Source organism: Hymenobacter sp. PAMC 26628 (assembly GCF_001562275.1).
GTDB lineage: Bacteria > Bacteroidota > Bacteroidia > Cytophagales > Hymenobacteraceae > Hymenobacter.
Genome location: NZ_CP014304.1, coordinates 3,110,448 through 3,133,728, shown reverse-complemented (window position 1 = coordinate 3,133,728; position 23,281 = coordinate 3,110,448). Strand labels below are relative to the sequence as shown.

18 protein-coding genes are annotated in these 23,281 nt (G+C 63.2%); 10 read left to right on the top strand and 8 right to left on the bottom strand.

All coding sequences use genetic code 11. The features are described from left to right. Positions 1–264: 264 nt before the first annotated feature. A complete protein-coding gene (locus AXW84_RS13660; protein WP_068234178.1) occupies positions 265–948 on the top strand; it encodes an arylesterase in 684 nt (227 codons plus the stop codon). Positions 949–956: 8 nt separating this feature from the next. Beyond that, the gene (locus AXW84_RS13655) at positions 957–1,481 is read left to right on the top strand and encodes a GNAT family N-acetyltransferase (protein ID WP_068234175.1); all 525 of its coding nucleotides are present in this window, start codon (positions 957–959) and stop codon (positions 1,479–1,481) included. Between the two features lie 16 nt (positions 1,482–1,497). Here the strand turns inward: AXW84_RS13655 and AXW84_RS13650 are convergent, their stop codons facing one another. Beyond that, positions 1,498–1,725 carry a hypothetical protein gene (locus tag AXW84_RS13650; RefSeq protein ID WP_068234172.1) on the bottom strand — a complete coding sequence of 76 codons (228 nt, stop codon included), beginning with the start codon at positions 1,723–1,725 and terminating at the stop codon, positions 1,498–1,500. 114 nt (positions 1,726–1,839) lie between these two features. On the opposite strand from AXW84_RS13650, the gene murI reads away from it, so the two are divergent. After that, positions 1,840–2,682, top strand: a complete 843-nt coding sequence (murI, locus tag AXW84_RS13645) for a glutamate racemase (RefSeq protein WP_068234169.1) — start codon at positions 1,840–1,842, stop codon at positions 2,680–2,682. Between the two features lie 58 nt (positions 2,683–2,740). Here murI and AXW84_RS13640 read toward each other — a convergent pair whose 3' ends face one another. Beyond that, on the bottom strand, positions 2,741–3,469 hold the full coding sequence (locus AXW84_RS13640; RefSeq protein WP_068234166.1) for a hypothetical protein: 729 nt from the start codon (positions 3,467–3,469) through the stop codon (positions 2,741–2,743). Positions 3,470–3,564: 95 nt separating this feature from the next. Between AXW84_RS13640 and AXW84_RS13635 the strand changes: the two genes are divergently transcribed. Next, complete coding sequence (locus AXW84_RS13635) at positions 3,565–5,001, top strand: 3' terminal RNA ribose 2'-O-methyltransferase Hen1 (RefSeq protein ID WP_068234163.1); 1,437 nt, start codon at positions 3,565–3,567, stop codon at positions 4,999–5,001. Here AXW84_RS13635 and AXW84_RS24985 read toward each other — a convergent pair. After that, positions 4,998–6,314: a hypothetical protein gene (locus AXW84_RS24985; RefSeq protein WP_157887016.1), complete on the bottom strand. Its 1,317-nt coding sequence runs from the start codon at positions 6,312–6,314 to the stop codon at positions 4,998–5,000. The two genes, AXW84_RS13635 and AXW84_RS24985, sit on opposite strands and share 4 nt — an antisense overlap. On the opposite strand from AXW84_RS24985, the gene AXW84_RS13630 reads away from it, so the two are divergent. Next, complete coding sequence (locus tag AXW84_RS13630; RefSeq protein WP_068239415.1) at positions 6,313–8,943, top strand: polynucleotide kinase-phosphatase; 2,631 nt, start codon at positions 6,313–6,315, stop codon at positions 8,941–8,943. The two genes, AXW84_RS24985 and AXW84_RS13630, sit on opposite strands and share 2 nt — an antisense overlap. Before the next feature lie 82 nt (positions 8,944–9,025). Here AXW84_RS13630 and AXW84_RS13625 read toward each other — a convergent pair whose 3' ends face one another. From AXW84_RS13625 to AXW84_RS13615, 3 genes are all read right to left on the bottom strand, one after another. After that, complete coding sequence (locus tag AXW84_RS13625) at positions 9,026–9,352, bottom strand: HesB/IscA family protein (RefSeq protein WP_068234160.1); 327 nt, start codon at positions 9,350–9,352, stop codon at positions 9,026–9,028. Positions 9,353–9,519: 167 nt separating this feature from the next. Then, entirely contained in the window at positions 9,520–9,930 is a 411-nt protein-coding gene (gene iscU / locus AXW84_RS13620) for a Fe-S cluster assembly scaffold IscU (protein ID WP_035561862.1), read from the bottom strand. 103 nt (positions 9,931–10,033) lie between these two features. Then, complete coding sequence (locus AXW84_RS13615; protein ID WP_068234156.1) at positions 10,034–11,248, bottom strand: IscS subfamily cysteine desulfurase; 1,215 nt, start codon at positions 11,246–11,248, stop codon at positions 10,034–10,036. 137 nt (positions 11,249–11,385) lie between these two features. Here AXW84_RS13615 and mce point away from each other — a divergent pair, with 137 nt between their 5' ends. The 3 genes from mce (at position 11,386) to AXW84_RS13600 (ending at position 13,902) form a co-directional block, all read left to right on the top strand. Then, entirely contained in the window at positions 11,386–11,796 is a 411-nt protein-coding gene (gene mce / locus AXW84_RS13610) for a methylmalonyl-CoA epimerase (RefSeq protein ID WP_068234153.1), read from the top strand. A 27-nt stretch (positions 11,797–11,823) separates the two neighbouring features. Next, a complete protein-coding gene (locus AXW84_RS13605) occupies positions 11,824–12,396 on the top strand; it encodes an L-threonylcarbamoyladenylate synthase (RefSeq protein WP_068234150.1) in 573 nt (190 codons plus the stop codon). A gap of 66 nt (positions 12,397–12,462) precedes the next feature. Then, positions 12,463–13,902 (top strand): CCA tRNA nucleotidyltransferase, encoded by a 1,440-nt coding sequence (locus tag AXW84_RS13600; protein ID WP_068234147.1) that lies wholly within the window; start codon positions 12,463–12,465, stop codon positions 13,900–13,902. Positions 13,903–14,016: 114 nt separating this feature from the next. On the opposite strand, the gene AXW84_RS13595 is transcribed toward AXW84_RS13600, so the two are convergent. Together AXW84_RS13595 and AXW84_RS13590 are read right to left on the bottom strand one after the other, a co-directional pair. Beyond that, positions 14,017–16,704 (bottom strand): PspC domain-containing protein, encoded by a 2,688-nt coding sequence (locus AXW84_RS13595; protein ID WP_068234143.1) that lies wholly within the window; start codon positions 16,702–16,704, stop codon positions 14,017–14,019. Positions 16,705–16,768: 64 nt separating this feature from the next. After that, positions 16,769–17,116 (bottom strand): PadR family transcriptional regulator, encoded by a 348-nt coding sequence (locus AXW84_RS13590; protein ID WP_068234140.1) that lies wholly within the window; start codon positions 17,114–17,116, stop codon positions 16,769–16,771. 303 nt (positions 17,117–17,419) lie between these two features. Here AXW84_RS13590 and AXW84_RS13585 point away from each other — a divergent pair, with 303 nt between their 5' ends. Both AXW84_RS13585 and AXW84_RS13580 read left to right on the top strand, forming a co-directional pair. Further along, a complete protein-coding gene (locus AXW84_RS13585; protein ID WP_068234136.1) occupies positions 17,420–18,535 on the top strand; it encodes a PorV/PorQ family protein in 1,116 nt (371 codons plus the stop codon). A gap of 66 nt (positions 18,536–18,601) precedes the next feature. Beyond that, the gene (locus AXW84_RS13580) at positions 18,602–23,212 is read left to right on the top strand and encodes a C25 family cysteine peptidase (RefSeq protein WP_068234133.1); all 4,611 of its coding nucleotides are present in this window, start codon (positions 18,602–18,604) and stop codon (positions 23,210–23,212) included. Positions 23,213–23,281: the final 69 nt, after the last annotated feature.

Genomic DNA, 23,281 nt, shown 5'->3' with positions numbered 1-23,281 from the left:
TTATGGAAAAAATTGGCAGAAATGCTAGTACGCAAGGCCGTCATGCTGAGCGCAGCCGAAGCATCTCGCCCGCTGACTAACCAGCCGATTGGATTGATTAGTCAGCGGAAGAGATGCTTCGGCTGCGCTCAGCATGACGGCCTGGTGGGTTCGCTGCTTCCTGTTCACATCCGCCGCCTCCATAACGGCCGGGGCCCCTGCATCGTTTGAGGACCGGCACAAACTTTCGCCCGAGGTGCCGACTTTTGCCCCAAACCCCTGCCCATGAAATTGCCGCTCCCGCTGGTTGCCGCGCTGCTCGCCCTCGGGCTGGGCGCGTGCAACTCCAACGCCCCCGCCGAAAAAACGTCCGCCGCCGCATCGGGGGCCCCCGCCGCGGCGCCCGTGCCCGGCACCAAAAAGCGCATCCTGTTCTTCGGCAACAGCATCACCGCCGGCTTGGGCGTCGACCCCGAAGAAGCCTTCCCGGCCCTAATTGGCCAGAAAATCGACTCCGCCAAGCTGAACTACGAAACCATCAACGCCGGCCTGAGCGGCGAAACTACCGCTGGCGGCCGCAGCCGCGTGGGCTGGGTGCTGCGCCAGCCGGTGGCCGTGTTCGTGCTGGAGCTGGGCGGCAACGACGGCCTGCGCGGGCTGCCCCTAAGCGCCACCCGCGCCAACCTTCAGGGCATCATCGACACGGTGCGGCGCCGCAGCCCCGGGGCCCAAATCGTGCTGGCCGGCATGCAAATTCCGCCCAACCTGGGCCAGGCCTACGCCGCCGATTTTAAAAAGCTCTACCAGGAAATCGCCGCCAAAAACCAGGTGGCGCTCATCCCGTTCCTGCTCGTGGGCGTGGGCGGCGACCCCAAGCTCAACCAGAAAGACGGCATCCACCCCACGCCGGCCGGGCACCGCATCGTGGCCCGCACGGTGTGGGGCACGCTGCAACCGATGCTGAAATAACTCCTGCCATGACCGTCCCCGTCCTCGAAACGGAGCGCCTGCGCCTGCGCGGCCACTACCCCGCCGACCTGGCTCCTTTTCTGGCGATGTGGCAGCAGCCAGCCTTCTACCAATACCTCGGGGGCCGGGCCCTGCCCGCGGAAGAAGTCTGGACCAAAATGCTGCGCCACACCGGCCTGTGGTCGCTCTGCGGCTACGGCTTTTGGGCAGTCGAAGAAAAGGCCACCGGCCAATTCATCGGGGCCGTCGGCTTCGGCAACTGGCACCGCAACATCGAGCCCTCGCTACAAGGCTGGCCCGAGGTGGGCTGGGTGCTGGCTCCCCACGCGCACGGCCGGGGCCACGCCACCGAGGCCACGCGGGCCGCGCTGGCCTGGGGCGACGCCCACCTGCCCACCCCGCGCACCGTGTGCCTCATCGACGAGGCCAACTCCCCCTCGCGGGGCCTGGCGGCCAAGCTGGGCTACCAGGAGTTTGGCCGGGCCGCCTACCACGGGTGTGCCGTGGTGCTGCTGGAGCGCCTAGCGCCGTAGTGGCGCTTGCGAAGCACTAAATCAACCGCAGGCTGTCCAGGTCCACTTCGTCGCGCAGCAATTCCAGGTGGCGGTAGGTGAGGGGGCGGCCAGCGTCGGTGCTAAGGCCAGGCAGGGGCGCGTGGGCCGCGTCGAGCGTAAGCTGGGTGAACTTATGGGCCCCTAAGTAGATGGCCACGGGCCGGCCCCGCCGCGGGTCGTGGGCCGCTAAAGCGTTATCAATCTCAGCCAAAACAGTGCTCATAATGGGCGAACGGGCAAGAAATGGAGGCGGCAAGGTAGGGCACCGCGTGGCAAAAACCAGCGGGTCCCTGGGGCCCCTAAAAGCCCGCCTGGATGCGCCCGCTACCTTTGCCCCATGACCGCACCCGCCGCCCCCAGCCCCGACCCCGCCGCCCGGCCCATTGGCGTTTTCGACTCCGGCATCGGCGGCCTCACTGTGGCCCGCGCCGTGGCCCAGCGCCTGCCCCACGAGCGGCTGGTGTACTTCGGCGACACGGCCCACCTGCCCTACGGCGAGAAAAGCACCGCCGCCATCCAGGCGTATTCCATCAAAATCTGCGACGTGCTGCTGCGCCAGCACTGCAAGCTTATCCTCATCGCCTGCAACTCGGCCTCGGCCGCGGCCTACGAGCTGGTGCGCGAGTACGTGGGTTCCAAGGCCCTGGTGGTGGGTATGATAGACCCCGTAGTGGCGCACGTGGGCCGCCACTACGCCGGCCGCCCGGTGGGCCTCATCGGCACCAAGCAAACGGTGGGCTCCAACATCTACCGCAAGAAAATCGACCAGCTTGACCTCGGCGTGGACCTGCACCCACTGGCCACGCCGCTGCTCATTCCCATGATTGAGGAAGGCTTTTTCGCGGGCCGCGTGTCGGAGGAAATTATCCGTGCCTACCTCGACCACCCGGCCCTGCAAGGCATCGATGCCCTGCTGCTGGCCTGCACCCACTTCCCCCTCATCAAGCCCCAAATCGACGATTATTACCAGGGTCGCGTGGCCGTGCTCGACCCCTCCGACGTGGTGGCGGCCACCGTGGCCGCAGCCTTGGAGAGCCGCCAGCTGCTAGCCGCGCCGGCCGCCGGGGCCCCACCGGCCCACCACTTCTACGTGTCCGATTTCACCCGCTCGTTCGAGGAAAGTACCCGCATCTTCTTCGGCCAGGAAGTGCAGCTCGAGCACTACCCGCTGTGGGAATAAACGCGCCGCTTTGGGCCCCCACGCCCTTGGTAATTCGGCGTAAAGTCCGTCCGGCTTGCTAGGAAATCCACAGCATTTCGGCGTGCTTGATGCGCCATCTGCCGGCTACTTTGTGAACAACTAATAATTCACCCAAGCCGCACTTAGGGCCGCAGTACCAGTCGTAGCTGAGTAAGGCTTGGGTTTCATCGGCGTTGAATACGATGTTCGAAAATCGAACGCTACCGAATTGGTGGGCGTCCTGTTCGCGAGCGTATTCGTGGGGTGCCCTTGGGGCGGCGTAGGCTATTTTGGCGGTGCAGAGTTGAAAATCGGCGGGAACCATCACCTTTTGCAGGGTATTCAGTTGCGTGGCAGCCGCGGCTTCGTGCTGGGGAGTAACCTGTGTAATCAGCGCGTAGACTTTTGTTACGGAAAGTCCATTCATTGCGTCTGGGTTGACTTCTAAACCTATGGACCCGGCAAATGACTTGCGGGAAATCGTATCTAAATAAATTGTTTTGAAGCGCGATTTGTGGTTGAATTGCTGGTTCTGGTAGTGCGCTGCTAAACGGTCAAGTTTCGCAATACCCACTTGTGCCACAACACCTTTGATAATTGTTTCTGACTCTGATTCGGGGAGGTAATAATTGTAGAAATGATGCTCTATTAATTCGGTGAGAATCTGGTTGTAAAGCCGTTTCTGCAAATCGGTGTGCGTGCAGGGGCATTCCTTGAATTTTTGCTCGGGGCGCGGCGCATAGGATGGCAGCGGCAGCAGCAAGAGCAGGCAAAGGAATCGTTTCATGGGCGACGGCGGCGAGCAACGCGGAAATATAACCGGGCGTAGCTTGCCGCTGCTTGCACCCGGCTCCGCGGTGCGGCCCCGTTCCTCCGCTGCCCATGCTCCTCACCATCACCACGACCTACCAGCCGGCCACCGACCTCGGCTACCTACTCCACAAGAACCCCGCGCGCCTGCAAAGCGTGGAGGTGGCCGGGGGCCTGGCCCACGTATTCTACCCCGAAGCCACCGCCGAACGCTGCACGGCGGCACTGCTGCTCGACCTCGACCCCGTGGGCCTGGTGCGCGACCGGGGCCCCGGCGGCGAGGGTTTCGCCCTGGAGCAGTACGTGAACGACCGGCCCTACGTAGCCTCGTCGTTTCTGAGCGGGGCCCTGAGCAAGGCCTTCGGCACGGCCATGAACGGCACCTGCAAAGACCGCCCCAACCTGCCCGCCCAGGCCCTGCCGCTGGAAGTGAAAGTGGCCGTGGTATCGGCCCCGGGCCCCGACTGGCCGCGCCGCCTCTTCGAGCCGCTGGGCTATGAAGTTGAGATTGAAACTACGCCCCTCGACCCCACCGTGCCCGCCTGGGGCGACAGCCGCTACTACACCCTGCACCTGCGCCACGCCGGCCTGCGCCTGCAAGACGTGCTCACCCACCTCTACGTGCTGCTGCCGGTGCTCGACAACGACAAGCACTACTACATCGGCGAGAACGAGGCCGAAAAGCTGCTGCACCGCGGCGCCGGCTGGCTGCCCCAGCACCCCGAGCGCGGCTTCATCACGCGCCGCTACCTGCGCTACCTGGCCGCCTACGTGAACCCCACGCTGGCGCGGCTGCTGGAAGGCACGGAGGAAGAGCTGCCCGAACCCGGGGCCCCCGACGCCCTGGAAACCCCCGCCCCGGCCGCGCCCACCGCCGCCGCGGAGCCCCCGGCCGAACCCAAGCTGAGCCTCCACGACCAGCGCCTCCAACAAGTGGCCCAGGAGATTTACGACCTGGGCCCCAAGCGCGTGCTCGACCTGGGCTGCGGCGAAGGCAAGCTGCTGCGCCTGCTCCTGCGCCAGCCCAAAATCGAGTACATTTTGGGCATGGACGTGTCGCACCAAGCCCTAAGCCGGGCGGCGCAACGCCTGCACTTGGCCGAAATGCCCCCGCGCCAGCGCGCCCGCCTCGACCTCATCCAGGGCTCGCTGCTCTACCGCGACGAGCGGCTGGCTGGCTTCGACGCGGCGGCGCTGGTGGAAGTCATCGAGCACCTGGACGAGAACCGCCTCGCCGCCCTCGAAGCCGTGGTGTTCGGCCAGGCTCGCCCGGCGCACGTCTTCGTTACGACGCCCAACGCCGACTACAACCAGCTGTTTGAAAAGCTAAACGCCGGCGAATTCCGCCACGACGACCACCGCTTCGAGTGGACCCGCGCCGAGTTTGCCGCCTGGGCCACCGCCGTCGCCGAGCGCCACGGCTACCAAGTGCGGCTGGTGGGCATGGGCGAGGAAGCGGAAGGCGTGGGGGCCCCGTCGCAGCTGGCGGTGTTTGAGATTGTCTTTTAATCTAAGTATTCAAGCGTATGAAAGAAGCTTTCAACAAATAACCAACGGCCGTCTGGCTCACCGAATACTAATATATTTCCATCTAAATTCTGATAAATTAAGCGTAGCAGAATAGGTAACTCATGTATGTTTCCATTGCGTTCAATAGTAACTAGTAAAGCAACTTCTGAAATTGCTGGTGTACAGTCAGTTATTTTTGAAATTTTATAATTAACCAAAGTATTTTTCTCTAAAGCCGCCCTAGCTTTACCAGTTTCCTTCTTGTAATTTATATTTTTCACAAAATGATAATGGACTTGCTTTGCAATTAAATCATATCTTTTTCCTTGCCAGTACTCTGCAAACCGAATTGCTTCTTGTTCAGGTGTAGAGATTGCATAATCTTCTGATTTTCCTTTTTCGGGTACATCTACCCCAATAATTAAATTTCTAGCTTTCCACGATTCTAGTTTCTTATTTGCTTCCTTACTCTTCTCTAAACTATTTACAGACGAAATAAGAGATTCCAGTTGTTCTTTCAACGTTGGTTCTGGTTTAACAGGTGGAGCTTGCTTTTTGCCATCTTCTATACTGCGTGCCCAATCATTGACAGCAAAAAGAGCTGCCCAAGATTTGGCGACAACAGTCCGATTGGCGTAGCCTAAGTCTCTACCATGAAGTATTCCGTTTCTAAACGGCATTAAAATCGTTTCCTCTGAAGTTTTCTTGCGACTAGCACTTAATATGTCTCTCAGGACCATCAATCCTGTACTGTGAGCTGCTATAGAATCCCATGCTGTCAAATCTGACTTATCAGCAAAGAACCCCTCATTGCTATTGATATCACTCACAACTCCATCCATCATCATAAGTATGATGGGAACGGCGCTATGAAAGCGTCCTTCTAATGTGTCTTGATAAGCGAGTTTTAGTAGGGGATAACGTTTTCTAAAAGCTGAAATACCTTGCAAACGACTTACTAGCCAGTATATCTGATTTGAACTATAATATTCTATTAAGTTTTCTTCACCAATATCAGGTTGATTGCTTTCGGCAAATTCAATACATCTAAGTATCAAATCCTGATTCATTGATTCATGAGCTATCCATCCTTTTTTTGCAAAAAAGCTATTGAATTTATCAGGTGATTCAGATAGTATATCAAATTGCGATTTCAGTTTCTCAAGTCCCTCAAAGGATTGGCTTAGCTCTTCGTTATTGATGCCTAGAGTATCGAATAAATTAACCAAACCCTTTAAGGCATCAAAACCCTCAATTATTTTTCTTAGGTCTTTGAATGAGGAGTTATCCTCAATTTTGTCGTTGTTTTCCATGCCCCAAGATACCCTCAAAGTCCCCGAGCTTGCCCTTATCCTGCTTATTGGCAGCACGGGGGCGGGCAAGTCCACGTTTGCCCGGCGCTTGTTTAAGCCCACCGAAATCGTGTCGTCGGACACGTGCCGGGGCCTGGTGGCCGACGACGAGAACGACCAGGCGGCCAGCGCCGACGCCTTTGAGCTGCTGCACTACCTGGTGGCCAAGCGCCTGAAGCGCGGGCTGCTGACGGTGGTGGACGCCACCAACGTGCAGCCCGAGGGCCGCAAGCCCCTGGTGGCCCTGGCCCGGCAGTACCACGTGCTGCCCGTGGCCATCGTGCTCGACGTGCCCGACGGCGTGGCCCTGGCCCGCAACGCCCAGCGCCCCGAGCGGCGCGGCGTGGGGCCCCACGTGGTGGCCCGCCACCGCCAGGCGCTGCGCAAAAGCCTGCGCACCCTCAAGGATGAAGGCTTCCGGCACGTGCACCACCTGCGCGGGGAAGCGGAAGTCGACGCCGTGCAAACCGTGGTGCGCGACCGCCTCTACAACAACCGCCAGGACGAAACCGGCCCCTTTGACCTCATCGGCGACGTGCACGGCTGCTACCACGAGTTGCGCGCGCTGCTCGAAAAGCTGGGTTACCAGATTGTTGAAGAGCCGGTGACGGATGTGCGGGATTTGGGGGTGCGGGTGGTGCCGCCGGCCGGGCGGCGGGCCGTGTTCCTAGGCGACCTCGTGGACCGGGGCCCCGCCTCGCCGCAGGTGCTGCGCCTGGTGATGAGCATGGTGCGCGACGGCGCGGCGCTGTGCGTGCCCGGCAACCACGACATCAAGCTGCTGCGCCACCTGAGTGGCAAGCATGTGACCGTGAACCACGGCCTGGCCGAAACCCTGGCCCAGCTGGAGCCCGAGCCCGAGGCGTTCAAGGGCGAGGTGCGGCGCTTCCTGGATGGGCTGGTGAGCCACTACGTGCTCGACGGCGGCCGGCTGGTGGTGGCGCACGCCGGCCTGCCCGAGGCCATGCAGGGCCGCGGCTCGGGGGCCGTGCGGGCCTTCGCGCTGTTTGGCGAGAGCACCGGCGAGATTGACGAATTCGGCCTGCCCGTGCGCTACGAGTGGGCCCGCGAGTACCGCGGTAGGGCCCTGGTGGCCTTCGGCCACACGCCCGTGCCCGATGCCGAGTGGCTCAACAACACCATCGACCTCGACACCGGCTGCGTATTCGGGGGCCGCCTCACCGCCCTGCGCTACCCCGAGCGCGAGCTGGTGGCCGTGCCCGCCGCGCAAGTGTACAGCGAGCCCGTACGCCCGCTCAACTACCGCGCCCTCCAAGCGCAAGCCCAGCACGAGCTAACAACTGATAACGAGCAACTAACAACTACTGCCCAGCACGAAAACGACGACCTGCTCGACATCCGCGACGTAACGGGCAAGCAGTTCATCGAAACCCGGCTACTGCGCGGCGTCACCATCCGGGAAGAAAACGCGGTGGCCGCTTTGGAGGTGATATCGCGCTTCGCCGTGCACCCCAAGTGGCTGCTGTACCTGCCGCCCACCATGTCGCCCACCGAAACATCGGCCCTGCCCGACCTGCTCGAGCACCCCGCCGAAGCCTTCGCCTACTACCAAAAGCAGGGCGTGGCGCGTGTGGTCTGTGAGGAAAAGCACATGGGCAGCCGCGTGGTGGTGGTGCTGGGCCGCGACGAAGCCGCCATCCAGCGCCGCCTGGGCCTTGTGGGCGAGGGCCTCGGCAAATGCTACACGCGCACCGGGCGCAACTTCTTCGCCGACGGGGCCCTGGAAATGGCCTTCCTGGCCCGCCTGCGCGACGCGCTGGCCACGGCCGGCTTCTGGGAGCGGTTCGACACCGACTGGGTATGCCTCGACGCCGAGCTGCTGCCGTGGTCGGCCAAGGCCCAGGAACTGGTGAAAACCCAGTACGCCGCCGTGGCCGCCGCCGCCACCGCCGCCCTGCCCCAGGCCGAAGCCGTGCTGGCCGAAGCCGCTGCCCGCGGCCTCGACGGCGCCGGGGCCCTGCTGGCCCGCACCACGGCCCGCCGCGAAGCCGCCGCCCACTACGCCGACGCCTACCGCCGCTACTGCTGGCCGGTGCATTCGCTTAACGACCTAAAGCTGGCCCCTTTCCACCTGCTCGCCACCGAGGGCCACACGTATTTCGACCGCGACCACGCCTGGCACATGGAAACGCTGCGCGCCTTCGCCCTGGCCGACCCGGGCCTGCTGCGCGCCACGCCCTACCGGGTGGTGCCCCTGGCCGACCCGGCCGAAGTAGAAGCCGCCATCCAGTGGTGGACGGACCTCACCGTGGCTGGCGGCGAGGGCATGGTGGTGAAGCCCTACGACTTCGTGCCCCTCAAGGGCCAGAGCTTGCTGCAACCGGCCCTCAAGTGCCGGGGCCCCGAGTACCTGCGCATCATCTACGGCCCCGACTACCTGCTGCCCGGCAACTTGGAGCGCCTGCGCCAGCGCAACGTGAAAGCCAAGCGCAACCTGGCCCTGCGCGAGTTTTCGCTGGGCGTGGAAGGCCTGGAGCGCTTCGTGGCCGGCCAGCCCCTGCGCCGCGTGCACCAGTGCGTATTCGGTGTGCTGGCCCTGGAAAGCGAGGCCGTGGACCCGCGGCTGTAGAATATCTAAAACCGAATTAAAAGAGAAGGGACCCCGTGCGCACTGCACGGGGCCCCTAATTGGTTCTGGTATTCAAGGCGGTTTATACCGAGAAGCTTTCGCCGCAGCCGCAAGAGCGGGAGGCGTTGGGGTTGTTGAACTGGAAGCCCTTGCCGTTCAGGCCATCCGAGAAATCCAACTCGGTGCCGGCTAGGTACAGGAAGCTTTTCATGTCCACCACCACGCGCACGCCTTTGTCTTCGAACTCCTGGTCCATCGGCCGTACCTCATTGTCGAAGTCCAGCTTGTAGCTCAGGCCAGAGCAGCCGCCGCCGGCCACCGACGCCCGCAGGCGGTACGTGGCGTCCAGTTCAGAATCGTGCATCAGGCGCTCTACTTTCTCCTTGGCTTTATCGGATACGGTAATCATGGCAAGTGTCGGTTATGCGGTTCAAACGCCTGGCCGGAGCCGGGGCGGTAATTTCCTAACAAAGATACGGTGAAGAAGGATTCTAAATAAGGCAGAAAAAGTGGGGCCCCGCAGCAGCCCGGCGTTAGCCGGGGCGCTGCGGAGCCCCACTGTCAGTTCCGTGGCTACTAGTGGTGAGCTAGTTCCAGGGCGGGCAGGCCGTTCTTCACGCGGTAGTCCGAAATGGCCGATTTGATGGCGTCTTCGGCCAGCACCGAGCAGTGGATTTTTACCGGCGGCAGGGCCAGCTCTTCCACAATCTCCATGTTGTCGATGGCCAAGGCCTCGTCCACGGTCTTGCCCTTCAACCACTCCGTGGCCAGCGACGACGACGCAATGGCCGAGCCGCAGCCGAAGGTTTTGAACTTGGCGTCGGTGATGGTGTTGGTGGCTTCGTCCACCTCGATTTGCAGGCGCATTACGTCGCCGCACTCGGGGGCCCCCACCAAGCCGGTGCCCACGTTTTTCTTGCTTTTGTCCAGCGTGCCCACGTTGCGGGGGTTGCTGTAGTGGTCGATTACTTTATCGGAGTAAGCCATGGCTTTTTTGAATTAGGAATTAAAAATTATGAATTAAAAATTGAGGGTGAAATTAAGCAACGCCTAATGTGCGTCATTTTTAATTCTCAATTTTTAATTGAAATCAATGCTCGGCCCACTCAATTTTGCTGAGGTCGATGCCTTCCTTGTGCATTTCCCACAGGGGCGACATTTCGCGGAGCTTGGTGACGGCCTCTTTTACGTGGTTGATGGCGTAGTCGATTTGCTCGTCGGTGGTGAAGCGGCTCAGGCCGAAACGCAGCGAGGAGTGCGCCAGGTCGTCACTCAGACCCAAGGCCTTGAGCACGTAGCTGGGCTCGAGCGAGGCCGAGGTGCAGGCCGAGCCCGACGATACGGCCAAGTCTTTCACGCCCATCATCAGGCCTTCGCCTTCCACGTACTTAAAGCTGATGTTGGCCACGTGGGGCAGGCGGCTTTCCACCGAGCCGTTCACGTAGGTTTCCTCCATCGTCATCAGCTCGGCTTGCAGGCGGTCGCGCATCACGCTGAGGCGGGCGGCGTCGGCGGCCATTTCCAGGCGGGCCAACTCGCAGGCCTTGCCCATGCCCACAATGCCGGGCACGTTGAGGGTGCCTGAGCGCATGCCGCGCTCGTGGCCGCCGCCGTCCATCTGGGCGGTCACTTTCACGCGCGGATTTTTGCGGCGCACGTATAGGGCCCCAATGCCCTTGGGGCCATACATTTTGTGGGCCGTGAAGGCCATGATGTCGATGCCGTCGGCATTTACATCAACCGGAATCTTGCCCACGGCCTGGGTGCCGTCGGTCATGAACAGGGCCCCGTGCTTGTGGGCGATGGCGGCGATTTCGCGGATGGGTTGGATGGTGCCCGTCTCGTTGTTGCCGTACATAATGGTCACCAGAATCGTTTCGGGCGTCATGGCTGCTTCGAGGTCGGCGAGGCTGATGAGGCCCAACTCGTCCACGGGCAGGTAGGTCACACGGCCGCCGATTTTTTCGAGGTGCTTGCACGTATCGAGCACGGCTTTGTGCTCGGTAGTGGTGGTGATGACGTGGTTGCCCTTCTGGGCATACATCTCAAACACACCTTTGATGCCCAAGTTATCGCCCTCGGTGGCGCCGCTGGTGAAGATAATCTCCTTCGAATCGCAGCCGATGAGCTGGGCAATCTGGGTACGGGCGTAGTCCACGCCTTCTTCGGCGGCCCAGCCGAAGGGGTGGTTGCGCGACGCCGCGTTGCCGAACACGTCGGTCAAGTAGGGCATCATCGCTTCCAGCACCCGGGGGTCGAGGGGCGTAGTGGCGTTGTTGTCGAGGTAAATGGGGAGCTTAAGCATTGCGCGAAGGCGGTTGTTGGCGGGGGAGGGAACCGGCGAAAAGCCAGCCGGTGGTAGAACACCATTCCAAGATAAACGGTTTTCTTTGGGCCCACAAAAATAGAAACATTCTGAATAATAACCGCCCCGTCCTTTCTATGCTCACCAATCTCGAACACCTCGGCCTGGCCGTGCCCGACTTAGCCGCCGCTACTGCCCTCTACACTAAGCTGCTGGGCACAGCGCCCTATAAAACGGAGCACGTGGCCAGCGAGGCCGTCGACACGGTTTTTTTCCAGGTGGGCGGCTCTAAAATTGAGCTGCTGGCCGGCACCAGCCCCGACAGTGCCATCACCAAGTTCCTGGAGAAAAAGCCCGCTGGCATTCACCACGTGGCCTTCGAGGTCGACGACATCGTGGCCGAAATGGCCCGGTTGCGCGCCGAAGGGTTCGTGCTGCTAAACGAGGCCCCCAAGCGCGGCGCCGACAACAAGCTCGTGTGCTTCGTGCACCCCAAGAGCGCCGGCGGCGTACTGGTAGAACTTTGCCAGAGCGTCGCGGCGGTTTAGTATTAGCTTTCTTATAACTCCCTTGAGATGAAGTTCTTCCAGCAAGAAGTAGACGCCGCCGTCGATGCACTGCTGCTCCAGCAAGTCATTCTGTACCCCACTGATACCGTGTGGGGCCTGGGCTGCGACGCCGAAGTGCCGCCCGCCGTCGAGAAATTGTACAAACTGAAGGGCCGCGAGGCCGGCAAGCCCAGCATCGTACTGGTGGCCGACCTGGCCATGCTGGCCCGTTACGCCGCCCAGGTGCCCGCCGGGCTGGAAGCCGCCCTGGCCGCCCAAACCCGCCCCACTACCTACATCCTGCCCGCCAGCCGCGCCGTGGCTCCCGGCTTAGTGGGCCCCGACGGCACGGTGGGCCTGCGCATTGTGCACGACGAGTTTTGCTTCAAAGTAGTGCGCCGGCTGGGCCACGGACTGGTGTCCACGTCGGCCAACAAGCCCGGCGAGCCGGCCCCCGCCGTGTACAGCGAAATTGACCCCGCTCTGCTACATGGCGCCGACCACGTGGTGAACTGGCGGCGCGACGACGCGACCCGCGTGGCCCCCTCGCGGGTGGTGCGCCTGGGGGCCGGCGGGGCCCTGGAAGTGGTGCGCGAGTAGCCAGGCCCGCCCGAATTGGGGGCAGCCGTGCGGCCCGAATACGGCCCACGCCCGACCTTTGCGCCCATGAACACGCCCGAACTGCCCGATTTGCCCATCTTTCGCACCATCGCCGACGCGGCCGGGGCCCTCGGCCAGCCGGCCTACGTCATCGGCGGCTACGTGCGCGACCTGGCCCTGGGCCGCGCCAGCAAGGACATCGACGTGGTGACCGTGGGCGACGGCATTGCCCTGGCCGAGGAGGTGGGGCGCCGCCTGCCCGGGCGGGGCAAAGTGACGGTGTTCAAGAACTTCGGCACCGCCATGCTGCCCACCCAGGAGGCCGGCGAAATCGAGTTTGTGGGGGCCCGGAAGGAGAGCTACCGCGCCGAAAGCCGCAAGCCCGAGGTGGAAACCGGCACGCTGGAAGACGACCTGGCCCGGCGCGACTTCACCATCAACGCCTTGGGCCTGAGCCTGAACCCAGCCGACTTTGGGGCCCTGGTGGACCGCTACGGCGGGATGCAGGACTTGAGCACGCAGACCATTCGCACGCCGCTGGGGCCCGACGTAACGTTTTCGGACGACCCGCTGCGCATGATGCGCGCCGTGCGTTTTGCCTCGCAACTGGGGTTTGATATTGAGCCCGATACCTACGATGCCATCGTGCGCAATAAGGAGCGCATCAAGATCGTGTCGCAGGAGCGGATTACGACCGAGCTGAACAAGATTATCGAGTCGCCGCTGCCCAGCTACGGGTTTAAGCTGCTGTTCCAGACCGGGTTGCTGCACCTCGTCTTCCCGAAGATGGCGCAGCTTTACGGCGTGGAGAAGGTGGGCAAGCAGACACACAAGGACAATTTTTACCACACGCTGCAAGTGCTCGACAACGTGGCGGCGGCCGGCGGCGACTTGTGGCTGCGCTGGGCCGCCGTGCTGCACGACATCGCCAAGCCCGCCACCAAGCGCTACTTCCCGGCCCAGGGCTGGACGTTCCACGGCCACGAGGACAAAGGGGCCCGGTGGGTGCCGGGCATTTTTGCCGACCTGAAGCTGCCCCAGGGCGAGGAGATGCGCATGGTGCAAAAGCTGGTGCGCCTGCACCTGCGCCCCATCGCGCTGGTGAAGGAAACCGTGACCGCCGCCGCCGTGCGCCGCTTGCTCTTCGAGGCCGGCGACGACATCGACCGGCTGATGCTGTTGTGCCGGGCCGACATCACCAGCAAGGACCACGAGCGCAAGGCCCGCTACCTGCGCAACTTCACGGAGGTGGAGGAGAAGCTGAAGGAGGTGGAAGCCCAGGACCACCTGCGCAACTTCAAGCCCGTCATCACCGGCGAAATCATCATGGAAGCCTTTGGCCTCAAGCCCTCGAAGGACGTGGGCGAGCTGAAAAATGCCGTGCTCGAAGCCATTCTGGAGGGCACCATTAAAAACGAAATGGCCGAAGCCTGGGCCTTCCTGTTGCAGCAGGGGGCGGCCCGGGGGCTTCGGCCGGAAGGAACCTCATTTCACTCACCAGTCTGAGGGATCCTTCCTTTGTTAGGCAGGTTTCGTGGGTCAATAGATGCGGCCGGTGGGGGCGGGGTTGCCCGCTTTGGGGCCCCGGCGCAGAAAAACTTTGCCGGGGCCCCAGCAGCCCTATAGCCGGTGGAAGCTGGAGCCGCCGATGGCGCTCACCTTCACGCTTTTGGGGTTGCCGCTGTAGGCTACCTCGCTGCCGCCCACGGTTTCGCCCGAGAGGGTTTCGCTCACGTTGAGGCGGGCTTTGCAGCCTCCGACCAGGCTGACGTGGGCGGTGCGGGTTTGGAGGTTGGCGCCGGCCAGCTCGGCGGCCCCGGCGGCGTCGAAGGAGAGGTCGTCGGCGTGGCCGGTAGCGGTGGTGCGGCAGGGCCCGGCCAGCGACAGCTTCAGGGTGCCGTAGTTGCCGTTGAGGCGCAGGTGGCTCACGCCGGCCTGCTGCACCCGCAGGCGGTCCTGGCGGTCGAAGCCGCCGAGGTCGGCCTGGATGCCGCCGGCCAGCTCCAGGCTTTCCACGGCGGGCATTTCGATGCGGATGAGTACTTTCTCCTGGTCACGGTCCCAGTCTTTGCCGAAGAGCGAGGTGTCGCGGGGTTTGATTTCCAGCGTGTTGCCGTCGCGCGACACCCGCAGGTCGTTCAGCTCGTCTTGGTTGCCGCCGGCTTCAATCTTGAAGGCGTTGCCGTGGCGCACCACCACGCGGTAGCCACCCACCACGTTCACCCGGGTAAAGTCCGTCTCGCTGAACGAGCGGCGGCCGCTGCCGTAGCTGTTCAGGTCAGTGTCGAAGCTGGGGGCCCCGCCGTAGTTGAGGCGCACGCCGTCGCTGTTGTCGTCGCTGTTGTCGTCGCTGTTATCGTCGCTGCTGTCGTTATTGTCGGCGCTGCTGTTGTCGTTATTTTCGTTATCGCTGCTCGATGCCGCGGGGCAGTCGAGGCACTGGAAGCGGCCGTTGCGCAGCAGGCGGGCGCGGTAGGCGTCGCTGCCGCTGGGCCGGCGGTTGCCCTGGAAGTTGTCGTCATCGAGGCGGTCCACGAAGTTCCTGGTCAGGCGGTAGTTTTTATCAAGTGGCAGGTGCAGCGTCAGCGTCACCTTCTGGTTGCGGAAGGGCGCGTCGTTGGTGAGCGTGAAGCCCTGGTCAAGCGTTAGCACCGAATCCTGCTGGGTAAAGCTGTAGTGCACCGAGGAGGTGGCCATCTGGCGGGCGGCGGCCGCCGAAGCGCCCCGGGCCCGCACTTCCTGCTCGATGAACGGCGTCCGGCCGCTATCGGCCGGCGCAATGTTCACGTCCACGCTTTCGAAAAACTCGTCGCCGTCTTCGTCGTCGCCGCTTCGCATGGCCAGTACCAGGCTGCGGCCGGGCACGGGGGCCAGCGGGCGGGTCGTCGTTACGCTGCCGCGGGTGCGGAACTCGCGGGCCAACTGGCCGCCGGCCACGGCCGTGCCCGCCACGCCCACCAGCCACAGGCCCAGCAGCGAGAGGCCCCCCAGGCGCCCCAGCACCGAGCGGCGCAGGATGAGCCGCAGCCCCAGCAGCACCAGCGCCAGCACCGGAATGCCTACCGCCAGCAGCGCCGCCACGCCGGCCCAGGGCTGCACGTTGTGCAGCACCGCGGCAAAGCCCTGGGCGCTGCTGCCGTTGTCGTAATGCAGGCCACCCCACCCGTTGCCGCGCACCGAGGCCGACGGCAGCAGGCCCGCCACCACGCCCAGCATGGTAAACAAGCTGAGCAGCATGCTGCCCCCCGTGAAGATGAGCAGGGCCCCCACGCCCCACCGAATCAGGGTGCCCAGGAAGCTCACGGCCGGCCGGGCCCCGCGGGCCGCGCCTTCCAGAAACGCGCCCACCGGGCGGTTGGGGGCGGTGGCCACGGGGTTGCCGTCGGCGTCGAGTGCTGTGGCGCGCAGGTTGTTGTCGATGCCGGAGAGGGTCACGCCCTCGCCGCGCATCTGCATTTTTTCCGACACCGTTTTGGCTTCGGGGGCCACCACCCACAGGATGAGGTAGAGGATGAGCGTAAAGCCGCCCGCAAACAGGCCCGCCAGCAATACCACCCGCACCAGCGTCACGTCGAGGTTGAAGTAGTAGGCCAGGCCGGCGGCCACGCCCCCGATTTTGCCCGTATCGGTGTCGCGAAACAAGCGCCGGCCGGCCAGGGGCCCCGTGCCGGGCGCGATGTCGTCGGGGTTGGGGGCGTCGTAGCGCTTGGGCAGCAGCACCCACAGAATAACGTAGAGCAGCACGGCGAAGCCCGAGAAATTCACCGGGTTATCGAAGTCCATGGTGTGGCCGATGTGCAAGGCCGGTTTGAAGAGCGCCAGCGCCACGAAGGCCAAGCGTACCCACAGCGGGTTGATGGCGAAGTACTGGGCCAGGCCGGCGGCCACGCCCGCAATTTTGCGGTGGGCCATGTCGCGAAACAGGCGCTTGGGGGCCCCGTCGGCGGCCGCGGCGGCGGGGCCAGCGGCGCTGCCGGCGTAGGCACCGGCCGTGGGGGCCCCAGCAAAGGTGCCGGCCGTTTCAACGTCGTCGTCCTCGTCGAGGTCCGAGGCGAAGTCGCTCACCCGGCCCATTTTGGCCGTCATGGCCTCCACGTCTTCTAAGGTGATGACTTGCTTGGCGGCCGAGAGGCGGGCGCTGAAAATTTCGGCGATGCGGCCCTCGATGTCGGCCACAATGTCCTGGTGGCCGCGGAAGCTGGCGAAGTGGGCTTTCACTTCGGCCAGGTAGCGGCCGAGTACTTCGTAGCCGTCTTCTTCGATGTGGAAGATGAGGCCCTGCAAGTTGATGCTGATGTTCTTTTTCATGCGAAAGAAGGCCGAACGAGGCCGGTTGAAGTCGGGTGAGTGAAAGGCAAAAAAGCGGGCCGCATCAGCGGGTGTCGCCGGGCGGCCGGCCCTGGCGGATGATGCCCACGGACAGGGCCATTTCCTCCCACGTGTCGCGCAGCTCCTGCAGAAACTGCGCCCCGGCCGGGGTGAGGATGTAGTACTTGCGGGGCGGGCCGCTGGTGCTCTCTTTCCAAGTATAATCGAGCAGCGCCGCGTTTTTGAGGCGCGTGAGCAGCGGGTAGAGCGTGCCCTCCACCACAATCATGCGGGCCGCCGTCAGCTCCTCCAGCATGTCGGAGGCGTAGGCCTCGCCGCGGGCAATTATTTCCAGGATGCAGAACTCCAGGATGCCCTTGCGCATCTGCACCTGGGTGTTTTCAAGTTTCATGGGCGATGAGTGGGCTAGTGGGTGATGAACAGTACAAATGTATGGTAGGTACTTTGTTTTGCAAGGTACTGTTTCAAATTAATATGGTGCTTTTCCTAGATTGAATTGAAAAAGTGTATCAGTGAGTAGTTTAGGCACTTTTTGCCTTAAAAATATTTTTACCGCCGCAACCGCGCTGGGGCCCCGCCGGGGCCAATTGCACTGCCCACCGCCAATTCTTGTCTGATTCCGGGGACCGCGCTGCACCAGAAAGCGGTAACTTGCGTTCCGTCTGCGAAAAAAATCTACCGTCCGTTTATCGATATGACTCAACGCTACGCCGCCGCCCGGCGGTGGCTGGGGGCCCTGGCCCTCGGGGCCCTGGCCCTGCCCGCCGCCGCCCAAAGCACCACCGCGCCCAAGTACAGCAACGACTTCCTAAACGTAGGCGTGGGTGCCCGGTCATTAGGCATGGGCAAGGTGCAAACAGCCTTGGCCGACGACGCCACCGCCGGCTACTGGAACCCGGCCGGCCTGGCCAACCAAACTCACAAGTACGACGGCGTGCTAATGCACTCCGAGCTGTTCTCGGGCATCGTGAAGAACGACTATGCCGCATTCTCGATGCCGCTCGACAAGGAAAGTACCGTCGGCGTGAGCATCATGCGCCTGGGCGTAGACAATATCGCCGATACGCGCAATCTCATCAATGAGTACGGCTACATCGACTACAGCAGAATTACTTACTTCTCGGTGGCTGACTACGCCATGCTGCTGTCCTACGCGCGCAAAATTGGGCAGGTAGAGGGCCTGAGCGTTGGGGCCAACGCCAAGCTGATTTACCGCAACGTGGGCAACTATGCCAATGCCTACGGCTTCGGCGTCGACCTGGGCGTGCAGTACAACTACAAGGGTTGGAAACTGGGCTTAGCAGCCCGCGACGTAACCACTACATTCACCGCCTGGAGCATCAACGCCGACCAGTACCAGAAGGGCCCCAACAGCGCCGTTGCCAACGGGACGGACCCCGTGCCCGCCAACCGCAACGAAGTCACACTGCCGCGCTTGGTGCTGGGTGCGGGCCGGCAGTTCAAGCTACCCCAACAGTTTACGGCCCTGGTGTCGACCGATTTGGAAGTTACCACCGACGGTAAGCGCAATACCCTTATTGCCAGTGGGCCGGTAAGTATTAACCCGCGCGCCGGCGTGGAGCTGGGCTACAAAAACCTGGTATTTCTGCGCGGGGGCGTCGGCGACTTTCAACAGATTACTGACTTCAGTGGCAATAAGGTACAGAAGGGCCAGTACAGCCTGGGGGCCGGCGTGGCCATCAGCGGCCTGCGCGTGGACCTGGCCCTCTCGCGCCTGGCGGTGGAGGCCCTGGGCCAAAGCTTACAAACCAACTCGCTGATTGTGAGCCTGGGCTACGGCTTCAAATAACTGATTGACAGGAGCTATTCATTAAAAATGCCGGCCGCAGCAACGGCCGGGCGCATTCATTAGGTTATGAAACAACTCAATACCCGCAAACTGGTGCAATGGGTGGCGTGGGCGTGGCTGGTGCTGCTGAGCGGCGGCGCGGCGCGCGCGCAGTCGGGGCCCTACGGCAACGAGTGGATTGTGCCCGGCCAGGCGTACTACAAGATAAAAATCATCCGCGACGCCCTCTACCGCCTCGACTACGACTACCTGACCAAAGCCGGCCTCGGCAACGGCATCGACCCCAGCCGCTTGCAGCTGTGGCGGCGCGGCAAGGAGCTGGCCGTGTACCAGGGCGGGGCCCCCGCCACGTTCGACGCCAACACGTACCTGGAGTTCTACGGCCAGCGCAACGACGGCGTCCTCGACCGCGACCTGTACCACGCCGACCGCGACCAGCCCCACCAGCTCTACAGTTTCTACACCGACACGGCCGCGTATTTCCTGACCTACCCGGGCTCCACGGGGCCCTCGGGCCGGCGCATGGCCGAGGCGCAGTCGGCCGGCGGGGGCACGCCGCACGCGTGGTGGCTGTTTGCCCCGGCCCAGGCCATAACTACTACGTACGTAGAGGACCCGGTGGGGCCCAACCAGGTCACTTTTCTGCCCTGGCTGGGGTCGAGCGAAGGCTTTCGTTCCAGCACCATCCCCGGGGGGAATAACAGCAACGGCATTTTCGATGGCGTGGTGGGCGGGCTGCGCGCCGTGCCGGGCGCGGGGTCCGCGCCGGCCCCCACCATCGAGGTGGGCCTGGGCGGCGGCACCTTGATGCCGCACTCCACCCAAGTAGCGGTGGCCAACCCCGCGAATCCCAACGTGTTTCGCACGCTGGGCACCGTTACGTATAATAACTACGACAACGTGACGCGCCGCTTCACGCTGCTGCGCTCCGATGTGGGGCCCGACGGCACGGTACGCATCCGGTGCTCGGTACCGGTCACCAGCACCATCAGCTCCACCCGCGACGCCTTCCGGGTGTCGTACCTGCGGGCAGTGGTGCCGCAGGCCAGCCGCTGGTTCAAAGGCGGGCCCCAATTTTTCCGCAGTGACTCCACGCTGAGCGCCCCGGCCACGTTTGAGGTGGACAGCATTCCGGCCACCGCGCGCGGCTACGACGTGCACGACCCCTGGAACGTGCAGCGCATCGCGCCCGCCGCCGCCCAAACCCTGGGAGCCCTGGGGCGGCGCTTCGTGTTTCCAAGCGCCACCGCGGCGCAGTCGCGCCGCCTGCTGCTGGCCGATGCCGCGCTGGCTGAAGTACCGGCTGCGCCGCGCCGCCTGGTGTTCCGCGCCCTCAATGCCCGGGCCACTTTCGCCATCATCACGCACCCGCAGGTGTACGGCGCCTCCAAGGCGCCGCGGCTGTACGCGGGCTACCGGGCCTCGGCGGCCGGCGGGGCCTACGACACGCTGGTAGTGACGGCCCCGCAGCTCTACGACCAGTTTCACTACGGCGAGCGGTCGTGGCTGGCACTGCGCCACTTCAGCCTGTGGCTGGTGGCCGGGGCCCCCACCAACCCCAACCGCTACTTGCTGCTGCTGGGCAAGGGCATTGTGCCCAGCGAATATTCCTACCAAGGCCGCCTCTTCCGCACCAACGGTGAAATGGGCTTCGACCTAGTGCCCACCAGCTCCCGGGCCGTGTCGGACAATATGATTTCGGCGGATTTTCGGGCCGGCGACTACCGGGCCAAAATTCGCACCGGCCGCCTCACGGTGGTGAATGAACAGCAGGTGCTCAATTACTTGGCTAAACTTAAGCAGCACGAAGCGCTGGGCCTGGCCCCGTGGCGCAAAAACGTGCTGCACTTAGCGGCTGGTATAAACCAAACAGAAGCTGATGATTTTAGAGCTACGTTAGACCATGGCAAAGCGCGGGTGGAGCAACCTTATTTTGGCGGCACTGTCGTAGCCACCCGTGAGGTTGTGAGTACCAGCGGCTTCCCTGTACCGGTCAATATTGCTGCTGAATTAAACACTGGTTTGTCGCTTATTAGCTACTTCGGCCACGCTTCCAATAACACTTTTTTGCTCGATTTTAGTGCGCCTTCTGATCAATCCAGCGGCTATACTAACACTGGGAAATACCCGTTCTTGTTTCTGAATGGTTGTGCTGCTAACCACACCTTCACCACCGCCTATACCCGCGTTGAGGATTGGTTATTCGCGCCCAACGCTGGAGCCTTGGGTTCGTTGGCTGAGTATGGCCTGAGCTACCCTGCTGAACTGAGTGTGTCGCAGGACCTGATGTACCAAGTGATGCTGAACGACCCGGCGTACTACGGCCAACCTATCACGGCCATCCACGACGAAGTAGTGCGGCGCTTGCAAGCAACGGCGTTGTTTAAGGACGATGTGGGCACGGAGCAGCTGCTGGGCACCGGCTGGCAGGGCGACCCCGCGCTGACGCTTTACGCACCGGCCAAGCCCGACTTTGTGGCCAGCAGCGCGGCCCTGGCCGTGGCCTCGGCCAACCCGCCCACCGACGTGACGGCGGCCTCGGCCTCGTTTCTGCTGAACATTGGGGTGAGCAATCCCGGCAAAGTCACCCGCGAGCCGGTGGAAATCCGCGTGACCCGAAGCTACGCCGGTACCAGCCGGCCCGACGACGTGTACACGCAGGTGTTCCGCCAGGCGTTTCGGCGCGATACGGTGTACGCCTTCCCCATCACCAATACCGTGGTGAACGGTGTGAACGTGTTTGGCAACAACCAGTTCACGGTGGAGCTGGACTACCAGAAGAAGGTGGCCGAGCTGGACGAAACCAACAACACCGCGACGCTTAGCTACACCTTTTTGCAGGGCGGCGTGACGGTGCTCAACCCGCCCGAATTTGCCATTGTGCCCACCCGCACGCCCCGCCTGGTGGCCCAAACCAACGACCCCAACGGCCCGGCCCGCCTCTTCAACGTGGAGCTGGACACCACGGCGGCCTTCAACAGCCCGCTCGTGCAGCGCACCGACATTACGGCCCCGCTGCTGGTGAGCTGGCGGCCCACGCTGCCCACCATCGCCGGGCGCGACAGCGTGGTGTGGTACTGGCGCACGCGCTTTGCGGTAGCCGCCGCGGGCGAAGACGGCCGCTGGGCCACCAGCTCGTTCCGCGTAATTGACGGAACCAGCGGCTGGTCGCAGAGCCACTACGCCCAGCTGCAGCGCAACACCCTGAAGGGCGCGAACGTGGCGGGCCCTAACGGCCGCTGGACGTTCGACGCGCAAACCACGCGGGCCACCATCACCTCGGCCCGCATCGGCCCGGCGCAGGAGTGGAAAACGCTGCTGCACCAGGTGACGCGCGGCAACGGCACGAGCAGCTTCCGCCTGCGCCTGCTGGGCATCGACGCGAACGGCGTCACCAAAGAATTGAACGCCAACGTGCCGTCGTCGCGGTTTTCGCTGGCCGGCATTTCGGCCACTGATTACCCGTACTTGCAGCTGGAGCTGAGCGTGGCCGACACCAACCGCGTGGCCCCGCAGCTGCGCGAGTGGCTGGTGCTGTATACCGGCGTGCCCGAGGGCATCGTGCGGCGCGACCTGGTGCCGGCCGCTACTTATGCGCCCGCCGCGCTGCTGGCTCAGGCTAGCGGCACGGGCAAGCTGGCCTTCCCGGTGCAGTTCGAAAACGTGTCGGCGCTGCCCTTTGGGGCCCCGATGCGGGTGAAAACGGAGGTGTTCGACAGCAACACCAACACCCAGGTGGCGTCGGTGGTCCAGACCGTAACGGCGCCCTTGCAGCCCGACGCCATCCTGACCCAAAACGTGGAAGTGCCTTTGACGGGCAAGTTTGGTAATCTGTCCACGCGGGTGACGTTTAACCCGTTGCCGGTGGCTCCTACCGATCCCAATGCACTGCCCGAACTCACGCACGTCAACAACGAGCTGAACCTGGCGCCCTTCCAGGTGGGCAACACCAGTGTGCCGCCGGTGCTCGACGTGGCCTTCGACGGCCGCCACATCCTCAACGGCGAAATCGTGTCGCCGCGCCCCGTGGTCAGCATTCAGCTCACCGACACCGACAAGCTGCGGCCCCTGGCCGACGCCTCGGCCTTCACCGTGTACCTGCAAGCGGGCACCGGCCCGGCCACGGCCGTGAACGTGCTGGGCCCCGACGCCACCTTCCGCGTAGAGACTACCGCCGCCGGCAGCACCGCCTACCTCGACTACCACCCCGGCCGCACCACCCCGCTGCCCGACGGCACCTACACCCTGCGCGCGCAGGGCCGCAACACGGCCAACCTCAGCGCCGCGGCCCAGGAGTTCCAGGTGAAATTCACGGTTGTGAACGCCTCGCAAATCACCAACGTGTACCCCTACCCGAACCCGGTGACGAGCAAGGCGCGCTTCGTGTTCACGGTGACGGGCCAGGAACTGCCGCGCAACATGAAAATCCAGATCATGACCTTGACGGGACGCGTGGTGCGCGAGATTTTCATGGGCGAGCTGGGGGCCCTGCACCTGGGCAACAACCTCACCGACTTCGCCTGGGACGGCACCGATCAGTACGGCGACCGCCTCGCCAACGGCACCTACCTCTACCGTGTCAGCCTCGACGACCCGGACGGTAAGTTCTCGCAGCGTGCCACCAGCGGCGACCAAGCCTTCAAAAACGACTGGGGCAAGCTGGTGCTGCTGCGGTAGGTAGGGGAATTAAAAATTAAAAATGAAGAATTAAAAATGGGTTGGTTTGACGGTGTGGCTGATCTGCAC

Excerpts from the sequence above, each read along its gene's own strand:
- AXW84_RS13660 (WP_068234178.1), top strand. The coding sequence starts at position 265 with ATGAAATTGCCGCTCCCGCTGGTTGCCGCGCTGCTCGCCCTCGGGCTG.
- AXW84_RS13655 (WP_068234175.1), top strand. The coding sequence starts at position 957 with ATGACCGTCCCCGTCCTCGAAACGGAGCGCCTGCGCCTGCGCGGCCAC.
- AXW84_RS13650 (WP_068234172.1), bottom strand. The coding sequence starts at position 1,725 with ATGAGCACTGTTTTGGCTGAGATTGATAACGCTTTAGCGGCCCACGAC.
- murI (WP_068234169.1), top strand. The coding sequence starts at position 1,840 with ATGACCGCACCCGCCGCCCCCAGCCCCGACCCCGCCGCCCGGCCCATT.
- AXW84_RS13640 (WP_068234166.1), bottom strand. The coding sequence starts at position 3,469 with ATGAAACGATTCCTTTGCCTGCTCTTGCTGCTGCCGCTGCCATCCTAT.
- AXW84_RS13635 (WP_068234163.1), top strand. The coding sequence starts at position 3,565 with ATGCTCCTCACCATCACCACGACCTACCAGCCGGCCACCGACCTCGGC.
- AXW84_RS13630 (WP_068239415.1), top strand. The coding sequence starts at position 6,313 with ATGCCCCAAGATACCCTCAAAGTCCCCGAGCTTGCCCTTATCCTGCTT.
- AXW84_RS24985 (WP_157887016.1), bottom strand. The coding sequence starts at position 6,314 with ATGGAAAACAACGACAAAATTGAGGATAACTCCTCATTCAAAGACCTA.
- AXW84_RS13625 (WP_068234160.1), bottom strand. The coding sequence starts at position 9,352 with ATGATTACCGTATCCGATAAAGCCAAGGAGAAAGTAGAGCGCCTGATG.
- iscU (WP_035561862.1), bottom strand. The coding sequence starts at position 9,930 with ATGGCTTACTCCGATAAAGTAATCGACCACTACAGCAACCCCCGCAAC.
- AXW84_RS13615 (WP_068234156.1), bottom strand. The coding sequence starts at position 11,248 with ATGCTTAAGCTCCCCATTTACCTCGACAACAACGCCACTACGCCCCTC.
- mce (WP_068234153.1), top strand. The coding sequence starts at position 11,386 with ATGCTCACCAATCTCGAACACCTCGGCCTGGCCGTGCCCGACTTAGCC.
- AXW84_RS13605 (WP_068234150.1), top strand. The coding sequence starts at position 11,824 with ATGAAGTTCTTCCAGCAAGAAGTAGACGCCGCCGTCGATGCACTGCTG.
- AXW84_RS13600 (WP_068234147.1), top strand. The coding sequence starts at position 12,463 with ATGAACACGCCCGAACTGCCCGATTTGCCCATCTTTCGCACCATCGCC.
- AXW84_RS13595 (WP_068234143.1), bottom strand. The coding sequence starts at position 16,704 with ATGAAAAAGAACATCAGCATCAACTTGCAGGGCCTCATCTTCCACATC.
- AXW84_RS13590 (WP_068234140.1), bottom strand. The coding sequence starts at position 17,116 with ATGAAACTTGAAAACACCCAGGTGCAGATGCGCAAGGGCATCCTGGAG.
- AXW84_RS13585 (WP_068234136.1), top strand. The coding sequence starts at position 17,420 with ATGACTCAACGCTACGCCGCCGCCCGGCGGTGGCTGGGGGCCCTGGCC.
- AXW84_RS13580 (WP_068234133.1), top strand. The coding sequence starts at position 18,602 with ATGAAACAACTCAATACCCGCAAACTGGTGCAATGGGTGGCGTGGGCG.